The organism is Variovorax palleresanus, from assembly GCF_051144945.1.
Lineage (GTDB): Bacteria > Pseudomonadota > Gammaproteobacteria > Burkholderiales > Burkholderiaceae_C > Variovorax > Variovorax paradoxus_S.
Map to the genome: position 1 here is coordinate 2,099,247 of NZ_JBJNVP010000002.1, position 26,822 is coordinate 2,126,068.

The 26,822-nt window shown below is 68.4% G+C and carries 25 protein-coding genes; 8 read left to right on the forward strand and 17 right to left on the reverse strand.

Annotation, left to right across the window (positions count from 1 at the left end):
* Positions 1-6 precede the first annotated feature (6 nt).
* From ACJ7Z0_RS13705 to ACJ7Z0_RS13720, 4 genes are all read left to right on the forward strand, one after another.
* Positions 7-1,539 (forward strand): ABC transporter ATP-binding protein, encoded by a 1,533-nt coding sequence (locus ACJ7Z0_RS13705; protein WP_434790287.1) that lies wholly within the window; start codon positions 7-9, stop codon positions 1,537-1,539.
* Complete coding sequence (locus ACJ7Z0_RS13710; protein WP_434790288.1) at positions 1,532-2,683, forward strand: ABC transporter permease; 1,152 nt, start codon at positions 1,532-1,534, stop codon at positions 2,681-2,683. Before ACJ7Z0_RS13705 ends, ACJ7Z0_RS13710 begins: the two co-directional genes overlap by 8 nt.
* Positions 2,680-3,612: an ABC transporter permease gene (locus ACJ7Z0_RS13715; protein ID WP_434790289.1), complete on the forward strand. Its 933-nt coding sequence runs from the start codon at positions 2,680-2,682 to the stop codon at positions 3,610-3,612. Before ACJ7Z0_RS13710 ends, ACJ7Z0_RS13715 begins: the two co-directional genes overlap by 4 nt.
* Before the next feature lie 130 nt (positions 3,613-3,742).
* Positions 3,743-4,258, forward strand: coding sequence for a cysteine hydrolase family protein (locus ACJ7Z0_RS13720; protein ID WP_434790290.1), 516 nt, complete (start codon positions 3,743-3,745; stop codon positions 4,256-4,258).
* A gap of 4 nt (positions 4,259-4,262) precedes the next feature.
* Here the strand turns inward: ACJ7Z0_RS13720 and ACJ7Z0_RS13725 are convergent, their stop codons facing one another.
* On the reverse strand, positions 4,263-5,021 hold the full coding sequence (locus tag ACJ7Z0_RS13725; protein WP_434790291.1) for a hypothetical protein: 759 nt from the start codon (positions 5,019-5,021) through the stop codon (positions 4,263-4,265).
* Between the two features lie 46 nt (positions 5,022-5,067).
* Between ACJ7Z0_RS13725 and ACJ7Z0_RS13730 the strand changes: the two genes are divergently transcribed.
* From ACJ7Z0_RS13730 to ACJ7Z0_RS13740, 3 genes are read left to right on the forward strand one after another with little or no spacing between them, the layout of a single operon-like run.
* Positions 5,068-5,670 carry a LemA family protein gene (locus ACJ7Z0_RS13730; protein ID WP_093017398.1) on the forward strand — a complete coding sequence of 201 codons (603 nt, stop codon included), beginning with the start codon at positions 5,068-5,070 and terminating at the stop codon, positions 5,668-5,670.
* A 12-nt stretch (positions 5,671-5,682) separates the two neighbouring features.
* Positions 5,683-6,612, forward strand: a complete 930-nt coding sequence (locus ACJ7Z0_RS13735) for a TPM domain-containing protein (protein WP_434790292.1) — start codon at positions 5,683-5,685, stop codon at positions 6,610-6,612.
* Positions 6,613-6,614: 2 nt separating this feature from the next.
* Positions 6,615-7,133 carry a TPM domain-containing protein gene (locus tag ACJ7Z0_RS13740; RefSeq protein WP_434790293.1) on the forward strand — a complete coding sequence of 173 codons (519 nt, stop codon included), beginning with the start codon at positions 6,615-6,617 and terminating at the stop codon, positions 7,131-7,133.
* Positions 7,134-7,248: 115 nt separating this feature from the next.
* Here ACJ7Z0_RS13740 and pdeM read toward each other — a convergent pair whose 3' ends face one another.
* A complete protein-coding gene (gene pdeM, locus ACJ7Z0_RS13745; RefSeq protein ID WP_434790294.1) occupies positions 7,249-7,935 on the reverse strand; it encodes a ligase-associated DNA damage response endonuclease PdeM in 687 nt (228 codons plus the stop codon).
* Between the two features lie 76 nt (positions 7,936-8,011).
* On the opposite strand from pdeM, the gene trxC reads away from it, so the two are divergent.
* Positions 8,012-8,461, forward strand: a complete 450-nt coding sequence (trxC, locus tag ACJ7Z0_RS13750; protein ID WP_434790295.1) for a thioredoxin TrxC — start codon at positions 8,012-8,014, stop codon at positions 8,459-8,461.
* Positions 8,462-8,471: 10 nt separating this feature from the next.
* On the opposite strand, the gene ACJ7Z0_RS13755 is transcribed toward trxC, so the two are convergent.
* The 15 genes from ACJ7Z0_RS13755 to ACJ7Z0_RS13825 form a co-directional block, all read right to left on the reverse strand.
* Entirely contained in the window at positions 8,472-11,225 is a 2,754-nt protein-coding gene (locus ACJ7Z0_RS13755) for a ligase-associated DNA damage response DEXH box helicase (protein ID WP_434790296.1), read from the reverse strand.
* Complete coding sequence (locus tag ACJ7Z0_RS13760) at positions 11,222-12,877, reverse strand: ATP-dependent DNA ligase (RefSeq protein ID WP_434790297.1); 1,656 nt, start codon at positions 12,875-12,877, stop codon at positions 11,222-11,224. The genes ACJ7Z0_RS13755 and ACJ7Z0_RS13760 overlap by 4 nt, the downstream gene beginning before the upstream one ends.
* The gene (locus ACJ7Z0_RS13765) at positions 12,874-13,986 is read right to left on the reverse strand and encodes a ligase-associated DNA damage response exonuclease (protein ID WP_434790298.1); all 1,113 of its coding nucleotides are present in this window, start codon (positions 13,984-13,986) and stop codon (positions 12,874-12,876) included. Before ACJ7Z0_RS13765 ends, ACJ7Z0_RS13760 begins: the two co-directional genes overlap by 4 nt.
* Before the next feature lie 70 nt (positions 13,987-14,056).
* Positions 14,057-14,584 carry a DUF3617 domain-containing protein gene (locus ACJ7Z0_RS13770; RefSeq protein ID WP_434790299.1) on the reverse strand — a complete coding sequence of 176 codons (528 nt, stop codon included), beginning with the start codon at positions 14,582-14,584 and terminating at the stop codon, positions 14,057-14,059.
* A gap of 111 nt (positions 14,585-14,695) precedes the next feature.
* Complete coding sequence (locus tag ACJ7Z0_RS13775; protein ID WP_434790300.1) at positions 14,696-16,777, reverse strand: NAD(+) synthase; 2,082 nt, start codon at positions 16,775-16,777, stop codon at positions 14,696-14,698.
* A gap of 103 nt (positions 16,778-16,880) precedes the next feature.
* Positions 16,881-17,270: a hypothetical protein gene (locus ACJ7Z0_RS13780; protein WP_434790301.1), complete on the reverse strand. Its 390-nt coding sequence runs from the start codon at positions 17,268-17,270 to the stop codon at positions 16,881-16,883.
* Positions 17,267-17,860 carry a hypothetical protein gene (locus tag ACJ7Z0_RS13785; RefSeq protein ID WP_434790302.1) on the reverse strand — a complete coding sequence of 198 codons (594 nt, stop codon included), beginning with the start codon at positions 17,858-17,860 and terminating at the stop codon, positions 17,267-17,269. The genes ACJ7Z0_RS13780 and ACJ7Z0_RS13785 overlap by 4 nt, the downstream gene beginning before the upstream one ends.
* Positions 17,861-18,036: 176 nt before the next feature.
* Complete coding sequence (locus ACJ7Z0_RS13790; protein ID WP_434790303.1) at positions 18,037-19,203, reverse strand: Gfo/Idh/MocA family protein; 1,167 nt, start codon at positions 19,201-19,203, stop codon at positions 18,037-18,039.
* A gap of 144 nt (positions 19,204-19,347) precedes the next feature.
* A complete protein-coding gene (locus ACJ7Z0_RS13795; RefSeq protein ID WP_431126944.1) occupies positions 19,348-20,310 on the reverse strand; it encodes a substrate-binding domain-containing protein in 963 nt (320 codons plus the stop codon).
* Positions 20,311-20,353: 43 nt separating this feature from the next.
* Positions 20,354-21,379, reverse strand: a complete 1,026-nt coding sequence (locus ACJ7Z0_RS13800) for an ABC transporter permease (RefSeq protein WP_434790304.1) — start codon at positions 21,377-21,379, stop codon at positions 20,354-20,356.
* Entirely contained in the window at positions 21,342-22,880 is a 1,539-nt protein-coding gene (locus tag ACJ7Z0_RS13805) for a sugar ABC transporter ATP-binding protein (protein ID WP_434790305.1), read from the reverse strand. Before ACJ7Z0_RS13805 ends, ACJ7Z0_RS13800 begins: the two co-directional genes overlap by 38 nt.
* Positions 22,877-24,046 (reverse strand): ROK family protein, encoded by a 1,170-nt coding sequence (locus tag ACJ7Z0_RS13810; protein ID WP_434792661.1) that lies wholly within the window; start codon positions 24,044-24,046, stop codon positions 22,877-22,879. The genes ACJ7Z0_RS13805 and ACJ7Z0_RS13810 overlap by 4 nt, the downstream gene beginning before the upstream one ends.
* 250 nt (positions 24,047-24,296) lie before the next feature.
* Positions 24,297-24,716: a F0F1 ATP synthase subunit epsilon gene (locus ACJ7Z0_RS13815; RefSeq protein ID WP_093017231.1), complete on the reverse strand. Its 420-nt coding sequence runs from the start codon at positions 24,714-24,716 to the stop codon at positions 24,297-24,299.
* Between the two features lie 130 nt (positions 24,717-24,846).
* Complete coding sequence (gene atpD / locus ACJ7Z0_RS13820) at positions 24,847-26,247, reverse strand: F0F1 ATP synthase subunit beta (protein WP_055808003.1); 1,401 nt, start codon at positions 26,245-26,247, stop codon at positions 24,847-24,849.
* A gap of 127 nt (positions 26,248-26,374) precedes the next feature.
* Entirely contained in the window at positions 26,375-26,761 is a 387-nt protein-coding gene (locus ACJ7Z0_RS13825; RefSeq protein WP_434790306.1) for a hypothetical protein, read from the reverse strand.
* Positions 26,762-26,822 lie beyond the last annotated feature (61 nt).

Below are 26,822 nucleotides of genomic sequence, written 5' to 3' on the forward strand. Positions count from 1 at the left end.
CAGGCAGTGTCCAACGCGCTCGAGCTCACCGGCATCCGCAAGTCCTTCGACGGCTTTGCGGCGCTGACCGACGCGCACTTCGAAGCGCGCTGGGGCGAAGTGCATGCGCTGCTCGGCGAGAACGGCGCGGGCAAGTCCTCGCTCATGAACATCGCAGCCGGGCTCTATGCGCCGGAGGCCGGCCAGCTGCTGGTCGACGACAACGTGGTGCGCTTTGCCGGACCGGCCGATGCGGCCCGGCACCGCATCGGCATGGTCCACCAGCATTTCAAGCTGGTGCGGCCTTTCACGGTGGCAGAGAACATCTTGCTCACCGCGCCGGCGCCTGCGGAGTTTCAAAGCCACGGGGAACGCTTGCGCGAGATCTCGCGCGACATCCGCAACAAGGCCTCGGAACTGGGCTTCGAGATCGATCCCGCCAAACGCGTCGATGCGCTCTCGATTGCCGAGCAGCAGCGTGTCGAGATTCTCAAGGTGCTGCTTGCGGGTGCGCGCATCCTGATTCTGGACGAGCCCACTGCGGTGCTCACCGACCAGGAGGCCGCGCGCCTCCTGCGGACGGTGCGGGGGCTCGCACGCGCCGGTTCCGCCGTGGTGCTGGTCACGCACAAGATGGCCGACGTGAAGACGTACGCCGACCGCGTGACGGTGATGCGCGGCGGCCGCACGGTGGCCACTCTGGAGCCGGGCGCCACGCCGGTGGCCGAGCTGGTAAAGCTCACGGTCGGCGAATCCATCGCGACGCAGGGCTTCCAAGCGGCGACGTCGCCGCGCGGCCCGGTGCGGCTCACGGTGCGCGGCCTGCGCTCGGCGGCGTCGGCCCAGGGCCGCCGCGTGCTCGACGGTGTCGACCTCCAACTGCATGCCGGCGAAATCTACGGGCTGGCCGGTGTCGGCGGCAACGGCCAGGGCGAACTGGCCGGCGCCATCATGGGCCTGCCCGATGCCGGCGGCGCGCTCGAAGGCGAGATCCATCTCGAAGGCCATGGCGATCTCAAGGCCATGGGCGCGCCGGAGCGCCGCAACGTGGGCATTGCCGCGATTCCGGCCGACCGCTACGGGTTGGCGCTCGCGGGCAGCCTTTCGGTGGCTGAGAACTACGCCATAGGGCGCGTGCACACGGGGCGCTACGGTCCCGCCTGGCATCTGCGGCGCGGCCGCATCCAGGACGACACGCGGGAAGCGGTGCGCGCCTTCGATGTGCTGGGGGTGCGCTCGGTGGCGCAGAAGGCCGCGCTGCTCTCCGGCGGCAACGCGCAAAAACTGGTGCTCGCGCGCGAGTTCGGCAAGTCGCCCTCGCTGGTGCTGGCGCACAGCCCGAGCCGCGGGCTCGACGTGCGTGCGAGCGCCGAGGTGCATGCGCGTCTGCGCGCCGCGCGCGATGGCGGTGCCGCCGTGCTGCTGATCAGCGAAGACCTCGACGAGGTACTGCAACTCGCCGACCGCCTGGGCGTGATGACGCGCGGCCGCATTGCCGGCGAGTTTGCGCAGCCCGCCGACCGGCAAGCCATCGGACAGGCGATGGTGGACCATGGCTGACGCATCGCTCGCGGCCATTGCCGAGGCGGCGCAAACCAGTCCGGAGGCCGCGCACCGGGCGCGGCGCCAACCGCTGGCAGGCCGGCGCTATGCGCTCGAGATCCGCCAGCACATGGCATGGCGGCGGCAGGCGCTGATCCTTGCAGCGGCTCTCCTGGTCGGGCTTGCGATATCCGCCGCCATCCTGGTGGCGGCCGGCGTGCCCGCGGACGAGCTCGCCAACGAGTTCGTGATGCAGACTTTCTTCGACGGCCAGAACTTTCGCGCCGTGCTGTTCCAGGCCGCGCCGATGATCCTTGTCGGCCTGGCCGGCTCGCTGGCGTTTCGCGCGCGCTTCTGGAACCTGGGGCTCGAGGGCCAGATGATCTGGGGCGCCATCGGCGCCACGGCCGTCTCGATCTGGCAGATCGGGCCCGAACCGCTGCGCCTGCCGCTGATGTTCGCGGCCGCCATCGGCTGCGGGCTCGTCTGGGTGCTGGGGCCGGCGTGGCTGAAGATCAGGCTCGGCGTGAACGAGATCATCTCCACGCTGATGCTCAACTACATGGCGGCCAACTTCCTGCTGCACCTGGTCTATGGCGGCTGGAAGGACCCGAAGGACAACTTTCCCTATTCGCCGCAGTTCCGCGCCTTCGAGCGGCTGCCCGAACTGGGCGCCGGCGTGAGCAGCGCGATCGTGCTGGCGGCCGTGGTGGCGCTTTTCGCGTGGTGGCTGGTGGGCGTGAGCCGCGCCGGGCTGTACCTGCGCTTCGTCGATGCCAATCCGCGCGTGGCGCATGCCAACGGCGTGCCGGTGCGCCGCACCATCTATGGCGCCGTGCTGCTGTCGGGCGCGATGGCCGGGCTGGCGGGCTTTGCGGTGGCCTCGGGCCAGGAAGGGCGGCTCACGCAGGCCTTCTACCAGGGCTATGGCTTCTCGGGCATCCTGATTGCCTTTCTCGCGCGCAACAACCCGCTCGCGGCCACCGTGGTGGCGCTGCTGGTGGCGGCCTTGTTCGTCACCGGCCGCAGCCTGCAGGTGTTCTACCAGGTGCCGTTCTCGATGGTGCAGCTGATCCAGGCCATCATCGTGGTGTGCGTGGCGTCGAGCGATTTCTTCATTCGCCACCGGCTGCGCCGCGTGGGCGGGGAGGCGGCGCAGTGAGCAGCGCTATTGCACTCAACTGGCTCGCGAGCACGCCAGATTTTGCGGTGCCCTATGCGCTTGCCGCGCTCGGGCTCATCATCAGCGAGCGCGCGGGCGTGCTCTCCCTCGGCGCCGAAGGGCTGATGCTCGTCGGTGCGCTGGCCGGCATCGGCGCACAGCTGGCGCTCGGGCAGCCGGCCGTGTCGCTGGTGCTGGCCATGCTCGCGGCCAGCGCGGTCTCGCTGCTGTTCGCGGTGATGGTGATCTGGCTGCGCGTGAACCAGGTGATCGCGGGGCTCGCGCTGGTGTTCTTCTGCCAGGGCCTCACGGCGCTCGTCGGCTCGCTGGCCGAATGGACCAACCACGCCACCGAAGGCATCGGCGGCATGGCGCTGTGGCCGCTGTCGCTGCTGCCCGGCGTGGGCCGGCTGTTCGAGCAGAACGCCATGGTGTGGCTCACGCTGCCGATCTTCGTTGCGGTGGCCTGGTTCTTCTCGCGCACCTCGGCCGGGCTGCGGCTGCGCGCGGTGGGCGAGAACCCGCAGGCTGCCGATGCCGCCGGCCTCCGCGTTGCCATGTGGCGGCTTGCCGCGGTGCTCGCGGGCGCGGCGCTGGTGGGCCTGGCCGGCGCGTACATCTCGGTGGTCAGCACCAAGCTCTGGATCGCCGGCATGACCGGCGGGCGCGGCTGGATCGCCGTGGGGCTGGTGATCTTCGCGCGCTGGTCGCCGTGGAAGGCGCTGGTGGGGGCGCTGCTGTTCGGCTGCATCGAGGCGCTGATTCCGCAATTGGCCGCGGCCGGCGTGCAGCTGCCGCAGTACTTCGTGATGATGACGCCGTATGCCGTGACGCTCGGCGTGATGGTCTGGGTCGCACTGGGCCGGCGCGGCGGAGACGACGAGCCCGGCGCACTCGGCCAGCCCTATGTGCGGGAGGAACGGCGATGAAGGCCTGGGTCTACGACGAAGAGCGCGAGCTCGACGCGGCGCAGTTCGCCGACTACCTGAACCCGGCCACCACCGCGGCCATCTGGACGACAGCCCCGACTGCCCGTGCCCCGCGCCGCGGGCGCGCGACGTGGTGGCGCCCATCGACAGCTTTCATGATTCGGCGCGCGCGCTGGGCATTCGCATCGTGCACGTCAAATCGGTGCTGCGGCCTGGCGGCGTGGACGACGTCCAAGGCATTCCGTCCGCATGGCGCCGCACCTTTCCGCTGCACGTGGGCGCGATTCTGAACGCCGATGCGCATGCCATCGAAGGCTCGCGCTGGACCGAGTGGGTGACGCGCGTGGCGCCCGGTGACATGCGCGTGGAGACCAAGCGCCGGCTGTCGGCCTTCTATCCGACCGACCTCGACTTTCTGCTGCGCAACCAGCGCATCGAGACGGTGGTGCTCAATGGCGGCTTCACCGACTGCTGCGTGCTCAACACGGCCTTCGACGCCAACAACCACAACTACCGCTTGATCGTGCTGCGGGACCTGGTGCGCGGCACCGACGCGCACCTGGAAAGCGCGGCGCTCGCGATGGTGTCGCTGCACCTCGGGCTGGTGGTCGATTCGACCGAACTGTTGCGCCACTGGCGCGGTTGACCGGTCAGCCGGCCAGACCCAGCCAGCGCCGGGCCACGGCGTGCACGTCGCCCTGCGCGGACTCCCACACCAGCTCGGGCGCGGCCACGTGCACGCCCGGCGGCGCGATGCGCAGCGCCACGTCGACCAGCTCGGCCACCTTGGAAGCGCGCACCGGCTGCTCGCTGCTCGGCACCATGAAGCGCACGACCGACAGCATCCAGGCCGCGAGCCGTTCGGCGGGGTTGGCGAACTTCGCGTTCAGGGGCTTGCGCGCCGAACGCACGAGGATCACCCGGTCGAAGCCGTTGGCAACCACCGCCTGCTCGTCGAGGCTCGCGAGGCCGCGCTTGAGCGCCTCGGGCAGCTTGCCCTGATCGTGCGGCTGCACGATGGCCAGCGTTTGCACACCGCAGGCGCGCAGCCAGCGCGAGAGTTCGGGCAGGTCTGAAGGCTCCGGCACCCACAGCGCGCGCTCGCGGTCGTGGTACATCCGCGGTGGGTCGAAGGCGATCACCGCGGTGTCGGCCGAGGTCAGTGGCCATTGCGCGATCGGCAGGCCGGAACTCAGATAGCTTTCGACGCCGCGCATTCCGTCGCGAATGGGTTCGCGCGACAGCACGCGCGCATGGGCATAGCGGTGGCTCCCCGCGAGCCGGCGCAGCAGCTCCTGCCCCAAGGCGCCGGTCGCGCCGGCAATGAGCAGCGTGCCGGCGGTGGCAACGGCCACGGGCACGCCCGGGCGATTGGCAGCCTGCAGGGCTTGAAGTGGATCGATGGCCATGGAGCCATCTATGCTACCTTCCGGCAATTCTGCGGAGGTAATGCAAATGTCGATCGTGAAACGCTGGTTCCTGATTCTTGCTGCGGCCCTGTCCCTGAGCGGATGCGGCTACAACGATTTCCAGTCGCTCGACGAGGCCAGCAAGTCGGCCTGGAGCGAGGTGCTCAACCAATACCAGCGGCGCGCAGACCTGGTGCCCAACATCGTGGCCACCGTGAAGGGCGAAGCGAGTTTCGAGCAGGACACGCTCACCAAGGTGATCGAGGCGCGCGCCAAGGCCACCTCGATCCAGGTGACGCCCGAGACGCTCAACAACCCCGAAGCCTTCAACAAGTTCCAGCAGGCGCAGGGCGAGCTTTCCTCTGCGCTGTCGCGGCTCATGGTGGTGGCGGAGCGCTATCCGGAGCTGAAGGCCAACCAGGCTTTCCGTGACCTGCGCGTGACGCTCGAAGGCACCGAGAACCGCATCACCGTGGCGCGCAACCGCTACATCGAGACCGTGCAGAAGTACAACGTGCTGGCGCGCAGCTTCCCGACCAACATCACCGCCAAGATCTTCAGCTACGAGCCCAAGCCCAACTTCTCGGTGCAGAACGAAGCGCAGATCTCGACGCCTCCCACGGTCGACTTCAGCACACCCAAGAAGTAAGACACCCGCCCGATGGCACTTGCCCTGATTCGCCGTGCGCTGGCCGCCGTGCTGCTGGCGGCGGCCGCGTGGGCCGGCCTTGCGGCCACCGCTTGGGCGCAGGGCCTGCTGCCGGTACCCACGCTCACGGCACGGGTGATCGACCAGACGCAAACCCTGGGCGAATCGGAGCGCACCGACCTCGAAGCCAAGCTGGCCGCTTTCGAGCAGCGCAAGGGCTCGCAGATCGTGGTGCTGATGGTGGCCACCACGCAGCCCGAAGACATTGCAAGCTATGCCAACCGCGTAGGCAATGCCTGGAAGATCGGACGCAAGGAGGTCGGCGACGGCATCCTGGTGATCGTGGCCAAGAACGATCGCAAGATGCGCATCGAGGTGGCCAAGACACTCGAAGGCGCGGTGCCCGACCTCGCCGCCATCCGCATCATCGACGAGGAGATGAAGCCGCGCTTTCGCAACAACGACTTCGCGGGCGGACTGAACGCGGCAGTGGCCCGGCTCATCGGGCTGGTCGATGGCGAGGCGCTGCCTGCGCCTGCCGGCGACAGCAGCAGCGAGGGTTCCAGTGACGGCATCGACTGGGAGAACCTGGCGATCTTCCTGTTCGTCGGCGTCTTCATCGCAGCGCCGATCGTGCGCTCGATTGTCGGCAAGAAGCTGGGCTCGGTCGTCATGGGCGGCGGCATCGGCGTGGTGGCCTTCTTCCTCACGACGAGCGTGGTCATCGCGGTGCTGGCGGGCTTTGCGGCGCTCGTGGTGTCGCTGTTTTCTGCCGCGGCCACGGCGGGTGCCGGGCGCCGCGGCGGTGGTGGCGGCGGCTTCGGAGGCTGGGGTGGTGGCGGTGGTGGCTGGAGCAGCGGCGGCAGCAGCAGCGGAGGCGGTGGCTTCAGCTCCGGCGGCGGCGGCGATTTCGGGGGCGGCGGCGCCTCGGGGGATTGGTAGGCATGGCATCGCTCTTCTCGAAGCTCGGCCGCATCTGGCGCCACCAGTGGATGGACGAGGCCGATGTCCGGCGAGTGCTGCCCGATGCCGCCATGGAACGCCTGGCGGCGCGCGTCGGCGCGAGCGAGCGGCGCCACAGCGGCGAGATCCGCATCTGCGTGGAGGCGGGCCTGCCCTGGTCCTATCTGCGGCGGAATGCTTCGGCGCGCGAGCGTGCCGTGACGCTGTTCGGCAAGCTGCGCGTGTGGGACACCCAGCACAACAACGGCGTGCTCATCTACCTGCTGCTGGCCGAGCACGCAATCGAGATCGTGGCCGACCGCGGCATCGACGCGCACGTGGACGACGCCGAATGGGCCGCCATGGCGCAGCGCATGGGCGCGGCATTCCGCGAAGGCCGCTTCGAGGACGGGCTCACGCAGGCGCTGGAAGAAATGTCGGCCTTGCTGGTGGCGCACTTTCCGCTGGCGGAGAACCAGCCCGACACCAACGAGCTGCCGGACGCGCCCGTCGTTCTTTGACTTTCTCCCTCCCCCACTGGGGGAGGGTTGGGGTGGGGGCAAGCGGCGTTGACACGGGGCACGCTCTGCCTGCCCCCATCCCAGCCTTCCCCCAAAGGGGGAAGGAGCCACGCCTTCAGTCCGATGCGGGCAGGGCCCACACGGTCTTGCCGCCCACCGCATAGAAGCGCCTCCCCGGCGCCCGCTCCATCAGCCACCCGCCGGTGAACTCACCAAAGGCTGGCAGCACGGCCTGCTGCGCATCGCTCACGAAACACGGCAGCCGCACGCTGTCGCGCCCCGGGCCGTGCAGCCTGCACACCGGATGCAGGTGCCCGGCGAGCACGAAATGCGTGGCATGCGTCTGCGGATGGTGGCAACAGGCAAAAGGGCCGAGCAGATGCGGCTCGTCGACCACGTCGATGCCGAGCGCGGCGGGCGGATCGCCTGCGCGGCTGTCGTGGTTGCCCCGCACCAGCGTCATGCCGATGGACGCATGCGCGGCGCGCCAGGCGGCCAGCGCGGCCAGCACCTGGGGCGTGCGTGCCTGCGCCGCATGCAAAAAGTCGCCGAGAAACACGATGCGCTGCGGCGCGCGCTCCTCGATCAGCGCATCGAGCCGGGCGAGGTTCTGCTGCGTGGTGCCGCCCGGCACCGGCTGGCCCAGCGCGCGGTAGGTCGCGGCCTTGCCGATGTGCAGGTCGGCAATGAACAGCACGCGCCCGGCAGGCCACCAGATGGCGTGCTCGGGCAGCAGATGCAGCAGCTCGCCGGCCCAGTGGACCGGGAGCGCCGATGCGGGAAGAAGGTGCGACGAGGTCACGGGCAACGAGTGTCGCAAAAGACGTGTGGGCGGGCGGCCGTCTTGCAATTCACCCCTCGGACCCCAGTTCTTCGGTATGAACGAATCGCCTCCGCTGCACATCGTCTGTCCGCACTGCCACACGACCAACCGCGTGCGCGCGGCGCAGCTGGGCAGCGCGCCCGACTGCGGCAGTTGCCACCGGCCGCTGTTCACCGGTCATTCGACCGCGCTGCCGGACGAAGCGACCTTCGACCGCCACATCGCGCGCAACGAGATCCCGGTGCTGGTGGACTTCTGGGCGCCCTGGTGCGGCCCCTGCCGCCAGATGGCGCCGGCCTACGAACAGGCAGCGGCCCAGCTCGAACCGAGTGTGCGGCTGGCCAAGGTCGACACCGAAGCCGTGCCCAACCTGGGCGCGCGCTTCAACATCCGCAGCATTCCGACGCTGGCGCTGTTTCGCGGTGGGCGCGAAGTGGCGCGGCAGGCCGGGGCCATGGGCGCGGCGGACATCGTGCGCTGGGTCAAGTCGCACGGCGCTGGCTGAGCGGGGCGCGTCACAGCGGCGGCAGGGGCCGTGACCGCCGTGATGGCGGCCTGCGCTCCCGTCGCGGTGCGGCCGGCGGCTTGCCCGGCCCTTCCTGTCCGAACGCCAGCGTGCTCTTCACGCGTTCGACCCCGCCAGCGGTGACCACGCCCCCCGCGGCTTTTTCGAGCTGCTCGACCATGCGCGCAATGCGGTCGGCCACGTTCTCGTTCGACAGCTTTTCGCGGAACAGCTCGACCATGAGCGGAAACGAAAACGGCGTGGGCCGCTCGAGCGTCTTCAGCACCAACTGCTGAGTGGCCATGCGCTCAAGGCTCGCGCGCAGGCGGCCGATTTCGAGTTCTTGTGCGAGCAGCTCCTGCTCGGCCTGCAGCAGCAGCTTGTTCGATGGGTCGTACTTGCGGAACACCTCCCAGAACAGCGACGACGAGGCTTGCAGCTGCCTGCTGCTGCGCTTCTCGCCGGGGTAGCCCTGGAAGATCAGGCCCGAGACGCGCGCAATCTCGCGAAAGCGGCGCTGCGCGAGTTCGCCCGCGTTGAGAGAAGCCAGCACCTCGTGCAGCAACTGCGCATGCGCATCCTCGCCTTCGGGCAGGCGCAGCACCTGCGGCAGCAGCAAAGGCCAGTCGACCGGCAGGGCGCTGAGCAGCTCGAATCCGTAGTCGTTCACCGCGATGGAAAAGGTGCGCGCCTCGTGCTGCGCCACGCGCCAGGCCAGGAGGCTGGCAAGCCCCAGGTGCACGTGCCGCCCCGCAAAGGGATAGAGAAACAGATGCGAGCCTTCGCGCGTGGTGAGCGTTTCGGCCAGCAGGGTTTGCGGCGTGGGCAGGGCCGACCATTGCTGCTGGATCTCGAGCAGGGGCCGCACGCACTGCAACTCGGGTGATTCGAAGCGCCCCTCGCCGGCGAGTGCGAGCTGCTGCACCACCGCATCGGCCAACGTGGTCGACAGCGGCATGCGCCCGCCGTTCCAGCGCGGCACCGCGGCGCGCTTGCCGGTGGCGCGCCGCACCCAGGCGGTCATGTCGTGGATGCGCACGAGTTCGAGCAGCCGACCGCCGAACAGAAAGCAGTCGCCGGGTTTCATGCGCGCCACAAAGCCCTCTTCGACGCTGCCGATCTTCGTTCCTCCCATGTACTGCACCGCCATGCTGGCGTCGCTCACGATGGTGCCGATGTTCATGCGGTGGCGCCGCGCGAGCCGCGCATCCGGCACGCGCCAGACGCCCTCCGCATCGGGCACGGCGCGGCGGTAGTCCGGGTAGGCGGCGAGCGAAGGCCCGCCCTGCGAGACGAAGGCCAGGCACCACTCCCAGCTCTCCCGCGACAGCTCTGCATACGCAGCGGTGCCGCGCACTTCCGCATACAGGTCGTCGGGCATGAAGCCGCCGCCGAGCGCCACCGTCACGAGATGCTGCACCAGCACGTCGAGCGGCTGCGCCGGCGAGTGGCGCGCTTCGATGTGCCCGGCAGCGATGGCCGCACGCGCCGCGGCGCCTTCGACCATCTCGATGCTGTGCGTGGGCACGAGCGTGACGCGCGATGGCCGGCCCGGCGCATGGCCCGAACGGCCCGCGCGCTGCAGCAGCCGCGCTACGCCCTTGGGCGAGCCGATCTGCAGCACGCGCTCCACCGGAAGGAAGTCCACGCCCAGGTCCAGGCTCGAGGTGCAGACCACCGCCTTGAGCTCGCCGTTCTTGAGGCCAAGCTCGACCCACTCGCGCACAGCGCGGTCGAGCGAGCCGTGGTGCAGCGCGATGATTCCGGCCCATTCGGGCCGCGCCTCGAGCATCGCCTGGTACCAGATCTCCGATTGCGAGCGCGTGTTGGTGAACACCAGCGTGGTGCTGCTGGCGGCAATCTCGTCGAGCACCTGCGGCAGCATCGTGAGGCCCAGGTGACCGCCCCACGGAAAGCGCTCGGCGCGGCCGGGCAGCAGCGAATCGACCACCAGCTTCTTGGGCACCTGGCCCTGCACCAGCACGCCCTCTTCATCGCCGAGCAAGGCGTGCATGGCCTCGTGCAGGTTGCCCAGCGTGGCCGACATGCCCCAGACCGCGAGCCCCGGGTTCCAGCGCCTGAGCCGCGCAAGCGCCAGCTGAACCTGCACGCCGCGCTTGTTGCCGAGCAGCTCGTGCCACTCGTCGACCACCACCATCTTCACGCGGCCCAGCACCTGGCTCGCATCGGCGCGCGCAAGCAGCAGCGACAGGCTCTCGGGCGTGGTGACGAGCACGGTCGGCAGGCGCTCGTTCTGCGCGGCGCGCTCGGCCGACGAGGTGTCGCCGCTGCGCGCGCCGGCGCTCCAGGGATGCACCTCGGCGCCCAGGGCTTCGAGCGGCTGCTTCAACGCGCGCAGCGTGTCGGCCGCGAGCGCGCGCATGGGGGTGAGCCACAGCACGGTGAGCGGTGGGGCAGCGGGCCGCGCGGTTTCTTTCCGGGCCTGCGAGAAGACCTGCAGCGCGCCCAGCCACACCGCATAGGTCTTGCCCGCGCCGGTGGTGGCATGCAGGAGGCCGGACTTTCCTTCGGCGATGGCTTTCCATACCTCGCGCTGGAATTTGAAGGGCTTCCAGCCGCGCGCCGCGAACCACACATCGAGCGCCGCCTTGACTGCTGTCTTGCTCCTTCCCCTTCCGGGGAAAGGCTGGGATGGGGGCGCGCGGCCTTCGAGGGACGGCTGATCGTTGATACGCCGCTTGCCCCCACCCCGGCCCTCCCCCGGGAGGGGAGGGAGAAATGCGGGGTCCATGGGGTCGGTCATGACGGCAGCAGCGCGGCCAGCGTCTGCAAGGTATCGGCCTCTGTCACCGGCTTGTCCTCGCGCCAGCGCAGCATGCGTGGAAAGCGCACCGCGATGCCGCTCTTGTGGCGCGCGCTGCGCGCGATGCCCTCGAAGCCGAGCTCGAACACCAGCGTGGGCTCCACGCTGCGCACCGGGCCGAAGCTCTCGACCGTGGTCTTGCGGACGATGGCATCCACGCGCGCCATCTCGGCATCGGTCAGGCCCGAATAGGCCTTGGCAAAGGGCACGAGCTTGCGGTCGTCCTGCTCGGGCGGACCGTCCCAGACCGCGAAGGTGTAGTCGCTGTAAAGGCTCGCGCGCCGGCCGTGGCCGCGCTGCGCATAGATCAGCACCGCGTCGATGCTGAGCGGATCGATCTTCCACTTCCACCACACGCCCACGTCCTTGGTGCGGCCCACGCCGTACTGCGCGTCGCGGCGCTTGAGCATCATTCCCTCCACGCCCATGCTGCGGGCCGCTTCGCGCTGGCGCGCAAGATCGCTCCACGCGATGCCCGTGAGCATCGGGCTGGGCAGCAGCGACGGATGCTGCGCGCGCGTGACGAGTTCGTCGAGCAGCAGCCGGCGCTCCGACTGCGGCAGCGCGCGCAGGTCGCGCCCTTCCCATTCGAGAATGTCGTACGCCAGCAGCACCACCGGGATCTCGCGCAGCAGCTTGGCGCCCAGCGCCTTGCGTCCGATGCGCTTCTGCAGCTCCGCAAAGGGCTGCACCCTGTCTTCGCGCCAGACGGCAATTTCGCCGTCGAGCACCGTGCCGTCGGGCAGCGCCTCGCCCAGCACGGCAAGCTCCGGAAAGCGCTCGGTCACCAGCTCTTCGCCGCGCGACCACAGCCAGACCGCGCCGGCGCGCTTCACCAGTTGCGCGCGGATGCCGTCCCACTTCCATTCGACGATCCAGTCGGCCGGTGGACCGAGCGCGGCATCGAACTGTTCGAGCGGCAGGTTGAACGCATGCGCAAGAAAGAACGGATATGGCTGTCCACTGGTCTTCTGCACCTGCTCCGCACCCGACTCCGGCGCGATGAGCGCGCGATAGTCTTCCGCGCGCGGCCGGCCGCCGATGTGGGTGTAGCCCATGAGCCGCTGCGCCACGCGCTTGGGATCGATCCCGCCCACCGCCGCGAGCGCCTGCGTGACCTGCAGCTTCGACACGCCCACGCGGAAGGCGCCGGTGATGAGCTTGAAGTACACCAGCCGCTCCTCGGCCGCGAGCTGGCGCCACTGCGCACGCAGCCGTGCGGGCAGTTCGTCCGGCGCCGACTTGCCGGCTTCGCGCAGCGGCAGCAGGTGCTCGTCGACCCAGCGCGCCAGCCCGAGCTCGTGCGCCTCGGTGGGCGGGGGCAGCAGCAGCGCGATGGTTTCGGCCAGGTCGCCGACCGCTTCGTAGCTCTCGTCGAAGAGCCATTCGGGAAGGCCCGCCGCTTCCTGCGCAAGCAGGCGCAGCAGCTTGGTAGGCACGAGCTGGCGCGGCTTGCCGCCGGCCAGGAAGTACACGGCCCACGCCGCATCGGCGGGGTCGGCTTCGCGCAAGTAGCGCTGCAGCGCGGCTTGCTTGGCAAGGCTCGATGTGCTGGCATCGAGCTCGCGGTAGAGCGCGGCGAAATCTTTCATGCCTTTGCTCCTTCCCCTCCCGGGGGAAGGCTGGGATGAGGGCCGCCAGCGTCCGCATCGAGCGCTGCTTGCTCCCTCCCCGGCCCTCCCCCGGAAGGGGAGGGAGCTTCCTGGTCATCTTCGTCACCGTATTCGGTCTTGAAGCCCTGCGCTTCCAATCCGTTCTCGGTGAGCCAGCGCACCATCACTGCCACGCTGCCATGGGTCACGAACACCCGGCTGGCGCCCGTGCCCGCAATGGCCTGCTGCAGGCCGGGCCAATCGGCGTGGTCGGACATCACGAAGCCGCGGTCCACACCGCGCCGGCGGCGCGTGCCGCGCAGCTGCATCCACCCGCTCGCGAAAGCGTCGGCGTAGTTGCCGAAGCGGCGTATCCATGGCGTTCCCTGGGCCGAGGGCGGCGCCAGCACCAGCGCGCGCTTCAGCAGCGCGGCATCGACACCCGGGTCGGTCACGCGCAATGTTTCGGCCAAGGCCACGCCCGCGGCGCGGTACACCGCGTTCAGCGGCTCGACGGCGCCGTGCACCACGATCGGCCCGATGGAAGCGTCCACGCCATGCAGGATGCGTTGCGCCTTGCCGAAGGCATAGCAGAACAGCACCGACGCGCGGCCGGCCTCCGCGTTGCCGCGCCACCAGGCGTCGATCTCGGCGAACAGCGCAGCCTGCGTGGGCCAGCGGTAGATCGGCAGGCCGAAGGTCGATTCGGTGATGAAGGTGTCGCACGGCACGGGCTCGAAGGGCGCGCAGGTGCCGTCCGGCTCTGTCTTGTAGTCGCCCGAGGCGACCCACACGCGCCCGCCGTGCTCGAGCCGGACCTGCGCCGAGCCCAGCACGTGGCCGGCCGGATGCAGCGAAACGCGCACGCCGTGGTGCTCGATGGCTTCGCCATAGCCGAGCGTCTGCAATGCGATGTCGCTGCCCAGGCGCACGCGCAGCGTGCCCGCGCTGTCGGTGTGCGCCAGGTAATGGGCATGGCCGATGCGTGCGTGATCCGAGTGCGCATGCGTGATGACGGCGCGCGCCACCGGGCGCCAGGGGTCGATGTAGAAATCGCCCGGCGGGCAATAGAGGCCTTCGGGGCGGGCGATGACCAAGTCGTCGGGCATGGCGCACATCGTAGGCCGGCGCCCGGCTCTTCGCGCAGACGGGCCGACGCGAAGCCTTGTCGGCGCGAGCCTACTTCTTCCTTGCGCCGCCCGTCATCTCCAGCACGTTCATCTTCATGCCGTTCGACATCATCATGTCTCCCGGCTTCTGGCCGGCCTTGCAGGGCCCGACCCACTTGGCCTCGACGATGGCCGTGCCTTCCTTGCGCCCCATCATCGGCGGGTTGTAGCTGGAGCGGCTTTCCATGCGGTAGCCGGTGCCGAAGTCGCCCGTGATCACCGAATGCGTGGTGGCGGTGGTGTTGCCGATTTTGCACACCGAGTCGACCACGATCCTGCCGCCCTCGGTGCGCATGTCCTGCTTGGAGCAGGCTTGCTGGCCGGTGCTGCTGCCCATCTCGCGCATGGCCTTGTCGGTGGCGCCATCGATGCACTGCTGGGTCTGCATGGCGGGGGTCTTGGACGCGCCGTCCTCCGACTGGATCGACAGCTCCCAGAGCCCCGGCTTGCGCGGCGGGTAGTCCAGCGCGCGCGCCGCGCCGGCAACGAACAGGAGGCAGGTCGCGGCGGCGATCCCGAAGCGGATGTGGGTCTTCATCGTGTACTCCAGCAGAGACGGGTCTGAAATGAAAGCCAGCCGCTTTCTAACCCACAAGCCGGATCGGCGGAATATGGCGATCGGCCAGCAGACCCCCTGCCCGCCCTGCGCTCAGCGCTCCGGCACGCGCTTCAGGTCCTCGAGCCAGACCTCCGCTTCCGAGTCGCTCGGCGCGCGCCAGTCGCCGCGCGGAGACAGCGAACCGCCCGAGCCGACCTTGGGCGCGTTCGGCACGCAGGAGCGCTTGAACTGGCTGATCTTGAAGAAGCGGTAGAGAAAGGTGCCCAGATGGCGCTTGATGTCGGCCAGCGCGTACTCGTTGCGCGCCGGCTGCAGCTCGTCCTCGGGCCAGCGTCCGCGCGTGCGGTCGCCCCAGGCCGCGTGCGCAAGGAAGGCGACCTTGGTCGGCCTGAAGCCGTAGCGCAACGTGTAGTAGAGATGGAAGTCCTGCAGCTCGTAGGGGCCGATCACGTCCTCGGTCCGCTGGCCGGGCTGCTTCGACGACCCGTCGGCGGCATCCTTCGTTGCATCGTCGGGAATCAGCTCGGGGCTGACCTCGGTCTGGAGGATGTCGCGCAGCACCGCGCTGCCGTCGGCGCCCAGCACCCCGGTCGCCGCGACCCAATGCACTAGGTGCTTGATCAGCGTCTTGGGTACGCTCGCGTTCACGTTGTAGTGCGACATGTGGTCGCCGACGCCGTAGGTGCACCAGCCCAGCGCCAGTTCGCTCAGGTCGCCGGTCCCGACCACGATGCCGTTGTGATGGTTGGCGAGCCGGAACAGGTGGCTGGTGCGCTCGCCGGCCTGCACGTTCTCGAAGGTGATGTCGTACTGCGGCACGCCCTGGCCGAACGGATGGCCGAGGTCTTCCAGCATCTGGCGGCAGCTCGGGCGGATGTCGATCTCGCGCGCCGTGCAGCCGATGCTGGCCATGAGCCGGTGCGCCTGCGCCAGGGTGCGGCCGCTGGTGGCGAAGCCCGGCATGGTGAAGCCGAGGATGTTGGCGCGTGGCAGGCCGAGCCGGTCCATGGCCTGCGCGCAGACCAGGAGCGCGTGCGTCGAATCGAGCCCGCCAGAGACGCCGATCACCAGCTTGTCGATGTGGCTGGCTTCGAGCCGCTGCACCAGCGACTGCACCTGGATGTTGAACACCTCGCCGCAGCGCTCGTCGCGCCGCGCCGGGTCCGAGGGCACGTAGGGAAAGCGCTCCACCGTGCGCAGCAGACCGCCCGGCACCTGGCGCGGCGGCGCCAGATCGAACTCGACGGTGCGCCACCCCGCCAGCACGCTCTTGTGCTTCTGGACCGAGGTGCCGAAGCTGTTCTGCCGCATGCGTTCGCGCGACAGGCGCTCCAGGTCGACGTCGGCCGCGATGACGTGCGAGCGGTTGCTGAAGCGTTCGCTCTCGACCAGCATGTCGCCGCCCTCGCAGATCAGCGCCTGCCCGTCCCAGGCCAGGTCGGTGGTCGATTCGCCGATGCCGGCCGACGAATAGAGATAGGCCGCGAGGCAGCGGGCCGACTGCAGGCTGACCAGCCGATGCCGGTAGTCCGCCTTGCCGATCGTGATGTTGGAGGCCGAGAGATTGACCAGCACCGTCGCGCCGGCCAGCGCGGCGTAGCTCGAGGGTGGAATCGGCACCCACACGTCCTCGCAGATCTCCACGTGCAGCTTGAAGAGAGGCATCTGCCGCGACTGGAACAGGAGCTCGGCGCCGAAAGGCACGCGCTCGCCGCCGAGTTCGACCTCGGTCGAGAGCGCGGTGTCGGCGCCATTGAACTGCCGGCCTTCATAGAACTCGCCATAGTTGGGCAGGTAGGTCTTCGGCAGCACGCCCAGCACGCGGCCGCCCGCGACCACCGCAGCGCAATTGAAGAGGCGGTGGTCCACCCGCAGCGGCAGGCCCACGACAGCCACGGCGCCGATGTCCCGCGAGGCCGCGGCCACTTCCAGCAGCGCGCGCTCGCAGGCATCGAGCAGCGCCGCCTGGTGGAACAGATCGTCGCAGGTATAGGCCGAGAGTCCCAGCTCGGGAAAGGCGACCAGCACCGCGCCGTCGGCCGCCGCCTCGCGGTACATGCGGATGGTCTCGGCCACGTTGAATACCGGATCGGCCACGCGGTTGCGCGGCACCGCCACGGCGAGGCGCGCGAAGCCGTGGGTGTAGGGATTGGAGAACTCGTGCTCGGTCATGAACCGGATTGTGGAGCAGCCGGCGAAAGCGGTCACGATCCCGCGCCGATGCGGGCCGGCTCAGGGCGACGGGCACGGCCAAGTGCCCGCCACGCGCATGCCGCTAAAGAGACAGAAGGCGCTGGAAGAAGGAGCGATAGCGCCTCAAGGCCAGGCGCAGGTTCTCCGTCGATGGCTGCTCCGCCGTGTCCGTTCCGCCGTCGAGCGTGCTGCGTTCGTTCGAAAAGCTTCGCGACAGATCCTCCAGGACTTGGCGCACCAGGTCGTCGGCCTGGCGCACCGCCTGCCTCGGATCATCGACGAAGCCGATCTGGAGGGCATCCCAGCTGGCGCGGAAGTTCCGCGCCGCGTCGGGAGTGAAAAGCGGCTCCAGCGCGTCGTCTTCGCCCCTGGCGGGCACCTTCGTCTCGGGCACCGGTACGGGCGCTGGCGCGGGGCGTTCCAGATCGTCCGGCGCGACGGCGCGCTCTGCCTGGGTCGATTCGCGATTCATGATCGGGCCTCCACCGGCCTTGCCGGCATCCTCTCCCGCTCGACCTCTCTCACTTCGAGCAGGTCATCGAACAGGGCCCGGTAGTGCACCACCGCCCTGCGCAATTCCTCCGTGTCGGCTTCGCCGCGCAGGTTTCGCGCCCGGATGTCCTGTGCCGCGCGGTAGTTGCTCACGACGGCGGGATGGTCGACGGAGATGTCGGCCGCCCGACGCTCGAAGTCGCCCATCGGATAGCCGCGCTTCAGCATCAGCTCGCGCACCAGTTCATCCGCCTGGGCCACCGCCCCTTGGGGGTTGTCGACGAACTCGGCCTGCAGGCTGTTCCAGGCCGCGCCGAATCTGGCGGCTTCGCCCGGTGCCAGCGCAACGATGCGCAGCCCTTCGACTCGCTGCTGCCGCCTCTTGAGTTCCGCCTCGGCCTTCGAGCGGTCGCCAAGCTCATTGACGACGCGGCCGTATTCCGAACCGAAGTGCTCCTCGAGTTGCTGGGATTGTCGTTTTCGTTGATAGAGGTACACGGCCAGCGCGACCAGTGCAAGGATCACGACGACCGCCAGGACCAACCATGTCTGCGTGTTGACGGCATCCATACGCGTCTCCCTTCGATTGACCGCACCCGTGGTCCGCCGTAGTCGGCGGGGCATCGCGAGTGGGTGTAGGGGGATGCTGTTCCGGCTGCCGTGGCAAGCCAGCAGTCCAGGGCAGATTCAACTGTGGGAGGCCACCTACAGCGAGCTCGATGCGCGTGAGGGCCCGACGCGCAGCCTCACCAGGCCGTCCACTTGGCCTCGCTCGCGGACGAGGCCACCGTGCGCTCGATGAACCGGACACCTCGCGCGCCGTCTTCCACGCGTGGGTAGTCGGCCGCGAGCGGATCGGCTGCAATGCCCGCGAGCCGCGCGCGGATGTCGGCCACCACGCCGCCGTAGATGTTGGCAAAGGCCTCGATGAAGCCTTCGGGGTGCCCCGCGGGCAGCCGGCTCGCGCGCTGCGCCGATTCGCAAAGCCACGGCGAGCCGCGCGTGAGGATGCGCTTGGGGCCGTCGTGCAGCAGGTGCAGCAGCTCGCTCGGCCGCTCCTGGCGCCATTCGAGGGTGCCCAGCGCGCCGGAGACGCGCAGGCGCAGATCGTTCTCCAGGCCGGTGTTGATCTGCGAGGCGATCAGCACGCCGCGCGCGCCGCCCTTGAAGCGCAGCAGCAGGCTGCCGTCGTCGTCGAGCATGCGGCCCGGCACCAGCGCGCTCAGGTCGGCGCAGAGGCTTTCGATCTCCAGGCCGGTGACACTTGCGACGAGGTTCTCGGCATGCGAGCCGATGTCGCCGATGGCGCCGGCCGCGCCGCTGCGCGCGGGGTCGGTGCGCCAGTCGGCCTGCTTGTTGCTGCCGCTGCCTTCGACGTGGCTCGCGAGCCAGCCCTGGTTGTATTCGACCACCACCTTGCGCAGCTCGCCGAGCTGGCCCGAGCGGACCATCTCGCGCGCCTGCCGCACCATCGGGTAGCCGGTGTAGTTGTAGGTGACGCCGAACACCGTGCCCTGTCTTGCGACGGCGGCCACCAGTGCATCGGCCTGTTCGCGCGTGTGCACCAGCGGCTTGTCGCACACCACGTGAAAGCCCGCTTCCGCAAAGGCCTCTGCCACCGGAAAGTGCACATGGTTGGGCGTGACGATCGAGACGAAGTCGATGCGCTCCTCCGGCGGGCGCTGGAGCTCGTCGGCCAGGAGCGACTGCCAGTCGCCGTGGTTGCGGTCGTCCGCCAGGCCGAGGTCGCGGCCCGAGGCGCGCGCCTTCCCGGGGCTCGACGACAGCGCGCCGGCCACGAGCTCGATCTGCCCGTCGAGCGCCATGGCCTTGCGGTGCACGGCGCCGATGAAGGCGTCGCGGCCGCCGCCCACCATGGCGCAGCGCAGCTTGCGAAGAGGTTGATCAGTCATCGGTAGGAGATCCCTGGAAACTGTCCCCTCTCCCTCTGGGAGAGGGCTAGGGTGAGGGCATGGGCGTTTACGAGCACGCTGCCTATGCCATGGCCGCTGCCCTCACCCCAACCCTCTCCCCGAGGGGAGAGGGAGCAAGGCAGCTCAGAACGGCGAGTTCGGGTGGTAGAAATCTTTCGCGTTTTCCTTGGTGATCAGCACCGAAGGAATGATCGTGGTCGCGGGCAGCTTCTCGCCCTTCAGCCGCGCTTCGGCCGTGAGCTTGATCGCGTCGTAGATGAACTTGGGCGAATAGCTCACGTCGGCGCCAATGCGCTTGTCCTTGCCGTCCATGATGGTCTTGACCATGCCCTTGGCGCCCGCGCCGCCAAAGACGATCTTGATGTCGTCGCGCTTGGCCTGCTCGATGGCCTTGAGCACGCCCACGGCCATGTCGTCGTCGGCCGCCCAGATGGCGTCGATGTTCTTGAAGCGCGTGAGGTAGTCCTGGGTGACCTTGAAGGCGTCGTCGCGGTTCCAGTTGGCGTACTTGGCGTCGAGCAGCTTGATGTCGGGATAGTTCTTCAGCACTGCATTGAAGGCGTCCATGCGCTCGTTGTCGAGCGTCGTGGCAATGCCGCGCAGGGCGACCACGTTGCCCTTGCCGCCGAGTTGCTTTGCGATGTACTCGGCCGGGATGCGGCCGAAGGCGGTGTTGTCACCGGCCACGTAGGCGTCTTGCGCGCTGGTGTCGGTGAGGCCGCGATCGACCACGGTCACGTAGGCGCCCTTGGCCTTGACCTGCGCCACCGGCTTGGTCAGCGCGGCCGACTCGAACGGGAACACCACGAGGGCGTTGATCTTGGTGACGGTCGAGAGGTCTTGCAGCTGGTTCGCCTGCTCGGGCGCGTTGGCCGCGGTCTTGATCGTGATCTTCAGGTCCTTGTGTTCCTTCTCCAGATCCTTCTTCGCCTGGTTGGCCCAGTAGTTGATGCCGCCCATGAAGCTGTGCGTGGCCGCGGGAATCGAAACGCCGAGGTTCACTTTCTCGGCGGCGAATGCCGGCAGGCTCGCGAGCGCCGCGGCCGCCACGGCCGTGAGTGCGATGCGACGTGTGAAGCTTGTCATGCTGGATGTCTCCTTGTGGTTGATGGATTGGAACGGGAACGGCCTAGCGGCGTCCTCTCTGGAGGAACGCGACGATGATGATCACGAAGCCCTGCACCGCGGCGTTGAGGTACACGCTGATGATGCTGGTGAGGTTCAGGATGTTGCTGATGACCGAGAGCAGGATGGCGCCCACCACGGTGCCGGTGATGCTGCCCGCGCCGCCCTTGAGCGCGGTGCCGCCGACGATCACCGCGGCAATCGCCTCGAGCTCCCACAGGAGGCCGGTGGTCGGCGATGCGGAACCCAGGCGCGGCACGTACAGCAGCGTGGCAATGCCCACGCAGACGCCGAGGAGCACGTAGGTGAGGATCTTCACGCGGTCGACGTCCACCGCCGCGTAGCGCGCCACCTGTTCGTTCGATCCGATGGCCTGCACGTAGCGCCCGTAGGCCGTGCGGTTCAAGATGACGCCGCCGATGATCGCGACGACCACGAACACCCATACCGGCACCGGAATGCCCGCGAGGCTGGCGTAGTACACCGGCGCATAGAGGTCCGACAAATCGTTGTCGAGCGTGAGCGCGCCGCCGTCGGCAAAGTACGTGAGGTAGGCGCGAAAGATGCCGAGCGTGCCCAGCGTCACGATGAAGGGCTCGATGCGTCCCTTGGTGATCAGGAGCCCGTGCGCAAGGCCGAACAGCGCGCCCAGCACCACCGCGAGCACCGCGCCCATCACCACCGCCATGAGCGGCGAGCCCGAGGCCGGCCCGGCCCAGTTGATGAACATGATCACGCTGCCCGCGATGAGCGCCGCCATCGAGCCCACCGAGAGGTCGATGCCGCCCGAGATGATCACGAAGCACATGCCGACCGCGATGATGCCGATGAAGGCGGTGCGTGTGAGCACGTTCATGGCGTTGTCGACGGTGGCGAAGTCGCTGTTCAGCAGCGTGCCGCCGATGCACAGCAGCACGAGGCCGATGACCGGGCCGAGGCCGTGCAGGCGCTCGGTCCAGCGCGGCTTGCTTTCGCCGCGGTGTTGCGCGGCTTCAGGCTGCGGCGTGGATGTCTGCTGTTCCGGTGGCATGAGCGATGAGCTCCTCTTCTGTCAAATGGTCGGCATTGAGCGTGGCGACGAGGCGGCCCGCGCGCATCACCGCCACGCGGTGGCACAGGCCGATGAGTTCCATCAGCTCCGACGAGACGACGATCACCGCGAGCCCTTCGCGGGCGAGTCGCTGGATCAAAAAGTAGATGTCGCGCTTGGCGCCGATGTCGACACCGCGCGTGGGCTCGTCGAGCACCACCACCTTGGGCCTGGGCTGCAGCACCTTGGCGAGCGCGAGCTTCTGCTGGTTGCCGCCCGAGAGCGAAGATGCCTTGACGTCGAGCGAGCCGGTGCGGATGCCGTAGTCCTTCACGGCCTCGGCCAGCGCGCCGCGTTCGGCTTCGGGCTGGAGCCAGGGCTGGGCATAGCGCTCGAGCGCCATCAGCGTGAGGTTCTGGCGCAGGCCGAAGTTCACGTGCAGGCCCTTGCCCTTGCGATCTTCGCTCAGGTAGGTGAGGCCGTGCCGCGCCGCATCGCGCGGATTGCGCCAACCCGTCTGGTGCGGCACCGGCTTGCCGAGCATCTCGACATGGCCACTGGCGGGCCGAAGGCCCAGAAGGCCTTCGAACAGCTCGGTGCGGCCGGCGCCGACAAGGCCCGCAAAGCCGAGGATCTCGCCGGGGCGCACCTCGAAGCCGACGTCGTGCGCCCAACCGGGCACGCTGAAGTTGCGCACGCGCATGGCGGGCGCATCGGCCGCCACCACCACGTCGCGCGGCGGGTACAGGTCGGCGAGTTCGCGGCCCACCATGAGGTTGGCCATCTGGTGGCGCGTGACCTGGGGCGTGGGTGCGCGCGCAACGAAGCGGCCGTCACGCATCACGATCACCTCGTCGGTCACCTGCTCGACCTCGTCGAGCTTGTGCGAGATGTAGACGATGGTCACGCCGTCGGCGCGCAGCTGCGCAATGAGCTTGAAGAGCCGCTCGGTCTCGCCGGGCGTGAGCGTGGCGGTGGGCTCGTCCATGATGAGCAGACGTGCACGGCGCGCGATGGCCTTGGCGATTTCGACCAACTGCTTCTCGGCAACGATGAGCCGCCGCACCTTGGTACGCGGATCGACCTGCAGGCCCACGGCGGCGAGCGCTGCCGCAGCATCGCGTTCCATCGTCGCATCGTCGAGCAGCCAGCCCTTCTTCTTTTCATGGCCGAGGAAGATGTTCTGCGCCACGCTCAGGTCTTCGGCAAGATTGAACTCCTGGTGAATCAGCACGATGCCCAGCGCCTCGGCATCGCGCGAACTCGTGAAGTGCCGGGGCTCGCCGTTGATGCGCAGCGCGCCGCCGGTGAGCGACTCGTAGCCCGCAAGAATCTTCATCAACGTCGACTTGCCGGCACCGTTCTCGCCGAGCAATCCGTAGACGCGTCCGGGCGCGAGCGAAAAGCTCACGCCGTGCAGCACCTGCACCGGGCCGAAGGCCTTCACCACGCCGTCGAATTCGACCGCGACGCTTCCCTTGGTTTCTGCTTGTGCCGTCATGGCGCCACCCCGCGGACTTTGAGTGTTTCGTGCATCGCGAGCACGCCGGCGCCGATCAGCCCGCCCTGCACGCCCAGTGGCGTGTACTGGATTTCCAGGTGCCGCGTGGAGAGCGCGAGCGAGCGCTGGTAGACGCTCTGCCGCACGGCCGCGAGAAACAGCGGCCCGATGCGCGTGATGCCGCCGCCAATGAACACATGCGACGGATTGAAGAAATTCACCACCGACGCCAGCATCTGGCCGATGAGGTTGCCCGCGCGCTGGATGATGCCGTTGGCGACCGTATCGCCGGCACGGCTCGCCTGGCCCACATCGACGGCATCGATGTGCCCATGCACGCGCAGGCATTCGGCGAGCAAGGCGCTTTCACCGGCTTCGGCCGCCTGCACGGCCATGCGCGTGATGGCCGGCCCCGCGGCCATGGCCTCGACGCAGCCGACGTTGCCGCAATGGCAGCGCGGGCCCTCCTGGTCGACGCAGATGTGCCCCACGTCGCCGGCCGAACCGGCCGCGCCGCGATAGACCTCGCCGTGGCAGACGATGCCGCAGCCGATGCCGGTGCCGATCTTGATCACGAGAAAGTTGTTGAGCGAGCGCTTCAGCCGCCAGAGCTCGCCGAGCGCCATCAGGTTCACGTCGTTGTCGACGAAGACCGGTGCGGCGTAGTCCTCCCGCAGGTAGTCGCGGATCGAGAAGCTGTCCCAGGCCGGCATCAGCGGCGGGTTCACGAGCTGGCCGATCTCGAAATTGACGGGGCCCGGCACGCCGATGCCGATGCCGAGCACGTCCTTGGCGCCGCTGTTGCAGCGCGCGAGCAGCTCGCGCATGAGCACGCGCACCCGCGCCAGCACCACCGCCGGGCCTTCGCGCACGTCGGCGGGTTCATCGTGCTGCGCCAGCACGGTGAGGTCGGGACGCAACACCGCGACGTCCAGGCTGGTGGCGCCGATGTCAATGCCCACGAGCACGCCCAGGCCGGTGTGAAGCTGGAGGTTTTCGGCGCGCCGTCCACCCGACGAGCGCTGCAGGCCGGCTTCGGCCAAGAGGCCCTGGTCGACGAGGCCCGCGATCAGCGCATTGGCCTTGCTCTTGGAGAAGCCGAGCTGCTCGGCCATGGCATGGCGCGACCCGCCGGCCGACCAGAAGGTGGTCTCCAGCAATCGCATTTCGTCCGCAGTGATGCCACTCCAGGGTGCCACGCGCTGTCTCCAATATTCTTTTTGGCCCACCGCCCCCCGTGGGTGCCGATCGGCGGAATGGGAATACTAGGTGCGCGGCTTCAGCCGGACAAGGCCGAACTTCGACCAAATTCAGATCGAAGCCGTTCTCTCGACAGAACGCGGACGAAAAAAAGCCGCCCTAGGAGGCGGCTTCTTCGGAGCGAGAGCCTTGGCTCTTGCTTGCTTGCTTGCTTAATTACTTCTTCTGGCGGTACTTGCGCAGCGCCGCGATCTGGGCGGCCATGACGGCCAGCTCGGATTGCGCCATGGCGATGTCGATGTCGCTCCTGGCGTTCTTGAGCGCTTCCTCGGCAGCCGCCTTGGCCTTGTTGGCCTTCTCGTCGTCGAGGTCCTTGCCGCGGATGGCGGTGTCGGACAGCACGGTGACGGCGTTGGGCTGCACTTCGAGAATGCCGCCGGCCACGAAGACGAACTCTTCGCCGCCGTCGGCCGTTTCGATGCGCACCGCACCCGGACGGATGCGCGTGATCAGCGGGGTGTGGCGCGGATAGATGCCGAGCTCACCGGCTTCACCGGGCAGCGCGACGAACTTGGCTTCGCCCGAGAAGATCGACTCTTCCGCGCTGACCACGTCCACATGAATGGTGTTTGCCATCTTTTTTCCTTTGCCGTTCTATGGAGGAACATCGGAAAGCAAGCAGTCGGCCGTCTGGTGAGGCGCCGCGCGCAGCCGTACACAAGTACGGCGAGCACGGCGACGAAGCCAGGCGGTCGACCGCGCCGCTTTACGCGACCTTCTTGGCCTTTTCGAACGCTTCGTCGATACCGCCGACCATGTAGAACGCTTGTTCCGGCAGGTGGTCGGCTTCGCCGTTCACGATCATCTTGAAGCCGCGGATGGTTTCAGCCAGCGGCACGTACTTGCCGGGCGAGCCCGTGAACACTTCGGCCACGTGGAACGGCTGCGACAGGAAACGCTGGATCTTGCGGGCGCGGGCCACGGCGAGCTTGTCGTCGGGAGCCAGTTCGTCCATGCCCAGAATCGCGATGATGTCGCGCAGTTCCTTGTAGCGCTGCAGCGTGCCTTGCACGGCGCGGGCCACGTTGTAGTGCTCTTCGCCGACCACGTTCGGGTCGAGCTGGCGCGAGGTCGAGTCCAGCGGGTCCACGGCGGGGTAGATACCGAGCGAAGCGATGTCGCGCGACAGCACCACGGTCGAGTCCAAGTGAGCGAAGGTCGTGGCGGGCGACGGGTCGGTCAAGTCGTCGGCTGGCACGTACACGGCCTGGATCGAGGTGATCGAGCCGACCTTGGTCGAGGTGATCCGCTCTTGCAGGCGACCCATTTCCTCGGCCAGCGTTGGCTGGTAGCCCACGGCGGAAGGCATGCGGCCCAAGAGAGCCGACACTTCGGTACCGGCCAGCGTGTAGCGGTAGATGTTGTCCACGAAGAACAGCACGTCACGGCCTTCGTCGCGGAACGACTCGGCGATGGTCAGGCCGGTCAGCGCCACGCGCAGACGGTTGCCCGGAGGTTCGTTCATCTGGCCGTAGACCATGGCCACCTTCGAGTCCTCGAGCTTCTCGAGGTTCACGACGCCGGAGTCGGCCATCTCGTGATAAAAGTCGTTGCCTTCGCGGGTACGTTCACCCACACCGGCGAACACCGACAGACCCGAGTGAGCCTTGGCGATGTTGTTGATGAGTTCCATCATGTTCACGGTCTTGCCCACGCCGGCGCCGCCGAACAGGCCCACCTTGCCGCCCTTGGCGAACGGGCACACCAGGTCGATCACCTTGATGCCGGTTTCCAGCAGGTCTTGCGACGGCGAGAGTTCGTCGTAGGCAGGAGCCTTGCGGTGGATCGAAGCGGTGAGGTCTTGGCTCACTTCGCCGCGCTCGTCGATCGGACGGCCGAGCACGTCCATGATGCGGCCCAGCGTGGCCTTGCCGACGGGCACCGTGATGGGCGCGCCGGTGTTGGTCACGATCAGGCCGCGGCGCAGGCCGTCGGACGAGCCGAGCGCAATGGTGCGCACCACGCCGTCGCCGAGCTGCTGCTGGACTTCGAGGGTCAGCCCGCCGCCTTCGAATTTCAAGGCGTCATACACCTTGGGCATCTGGTCACGCGGGAACTCCACGTCGACCACGGCGCCGATACATTGGACAATTTTTCCTTCAGCCATGGCGTTTCCTTCTGGATCTCAATAATGTTGCGACAGGTTCTTGCAGAAGCGTCCTTGTGCCATCGCGGGCCGCTTTTGCAAGAATGCCGGACGGGCCGGCACCCTTGATTTCAGATACTTCTTCCGATCAGCACTTCATTGCCGCCGCCTGCGCGGCGAAAGCATCGCTGGCAGCCTTGCAGGCCTGGCCCAGTGCGGCCTTGTCGGTGCCCAACGAAGCCCAGGCAGCCTTGGTCTGCTCCACGCTCGCCTTCATCGCATCGGCGGCTGCGCCGCTTTGTGCGGACGCGCAGGCCTGTGCCTTGGCGAGGTAGTCGTTGCACTCTTGCGGCAGGTCCGCGGCCGATGCCGTCGGCGCGGTTGCGGCCGGCGGTGCAGCTGGCGCAGGCGCCGCCGGAGCGGGAGCCGGTGCTGGCGTGGCGGCGGGTGCCGGCGGTGCCACGGGCGCCTCTTCCTTCTTGGAGCAGGCAGTCAGCGCGGCGGCCATGGCCACCAGAACGAGAAGTTTTTTCATTATGCAGAGTCCCCTAAAAAAGGCCTTCGGTTATCGGGCCCGCAGAGCGGGCCTCGAATGG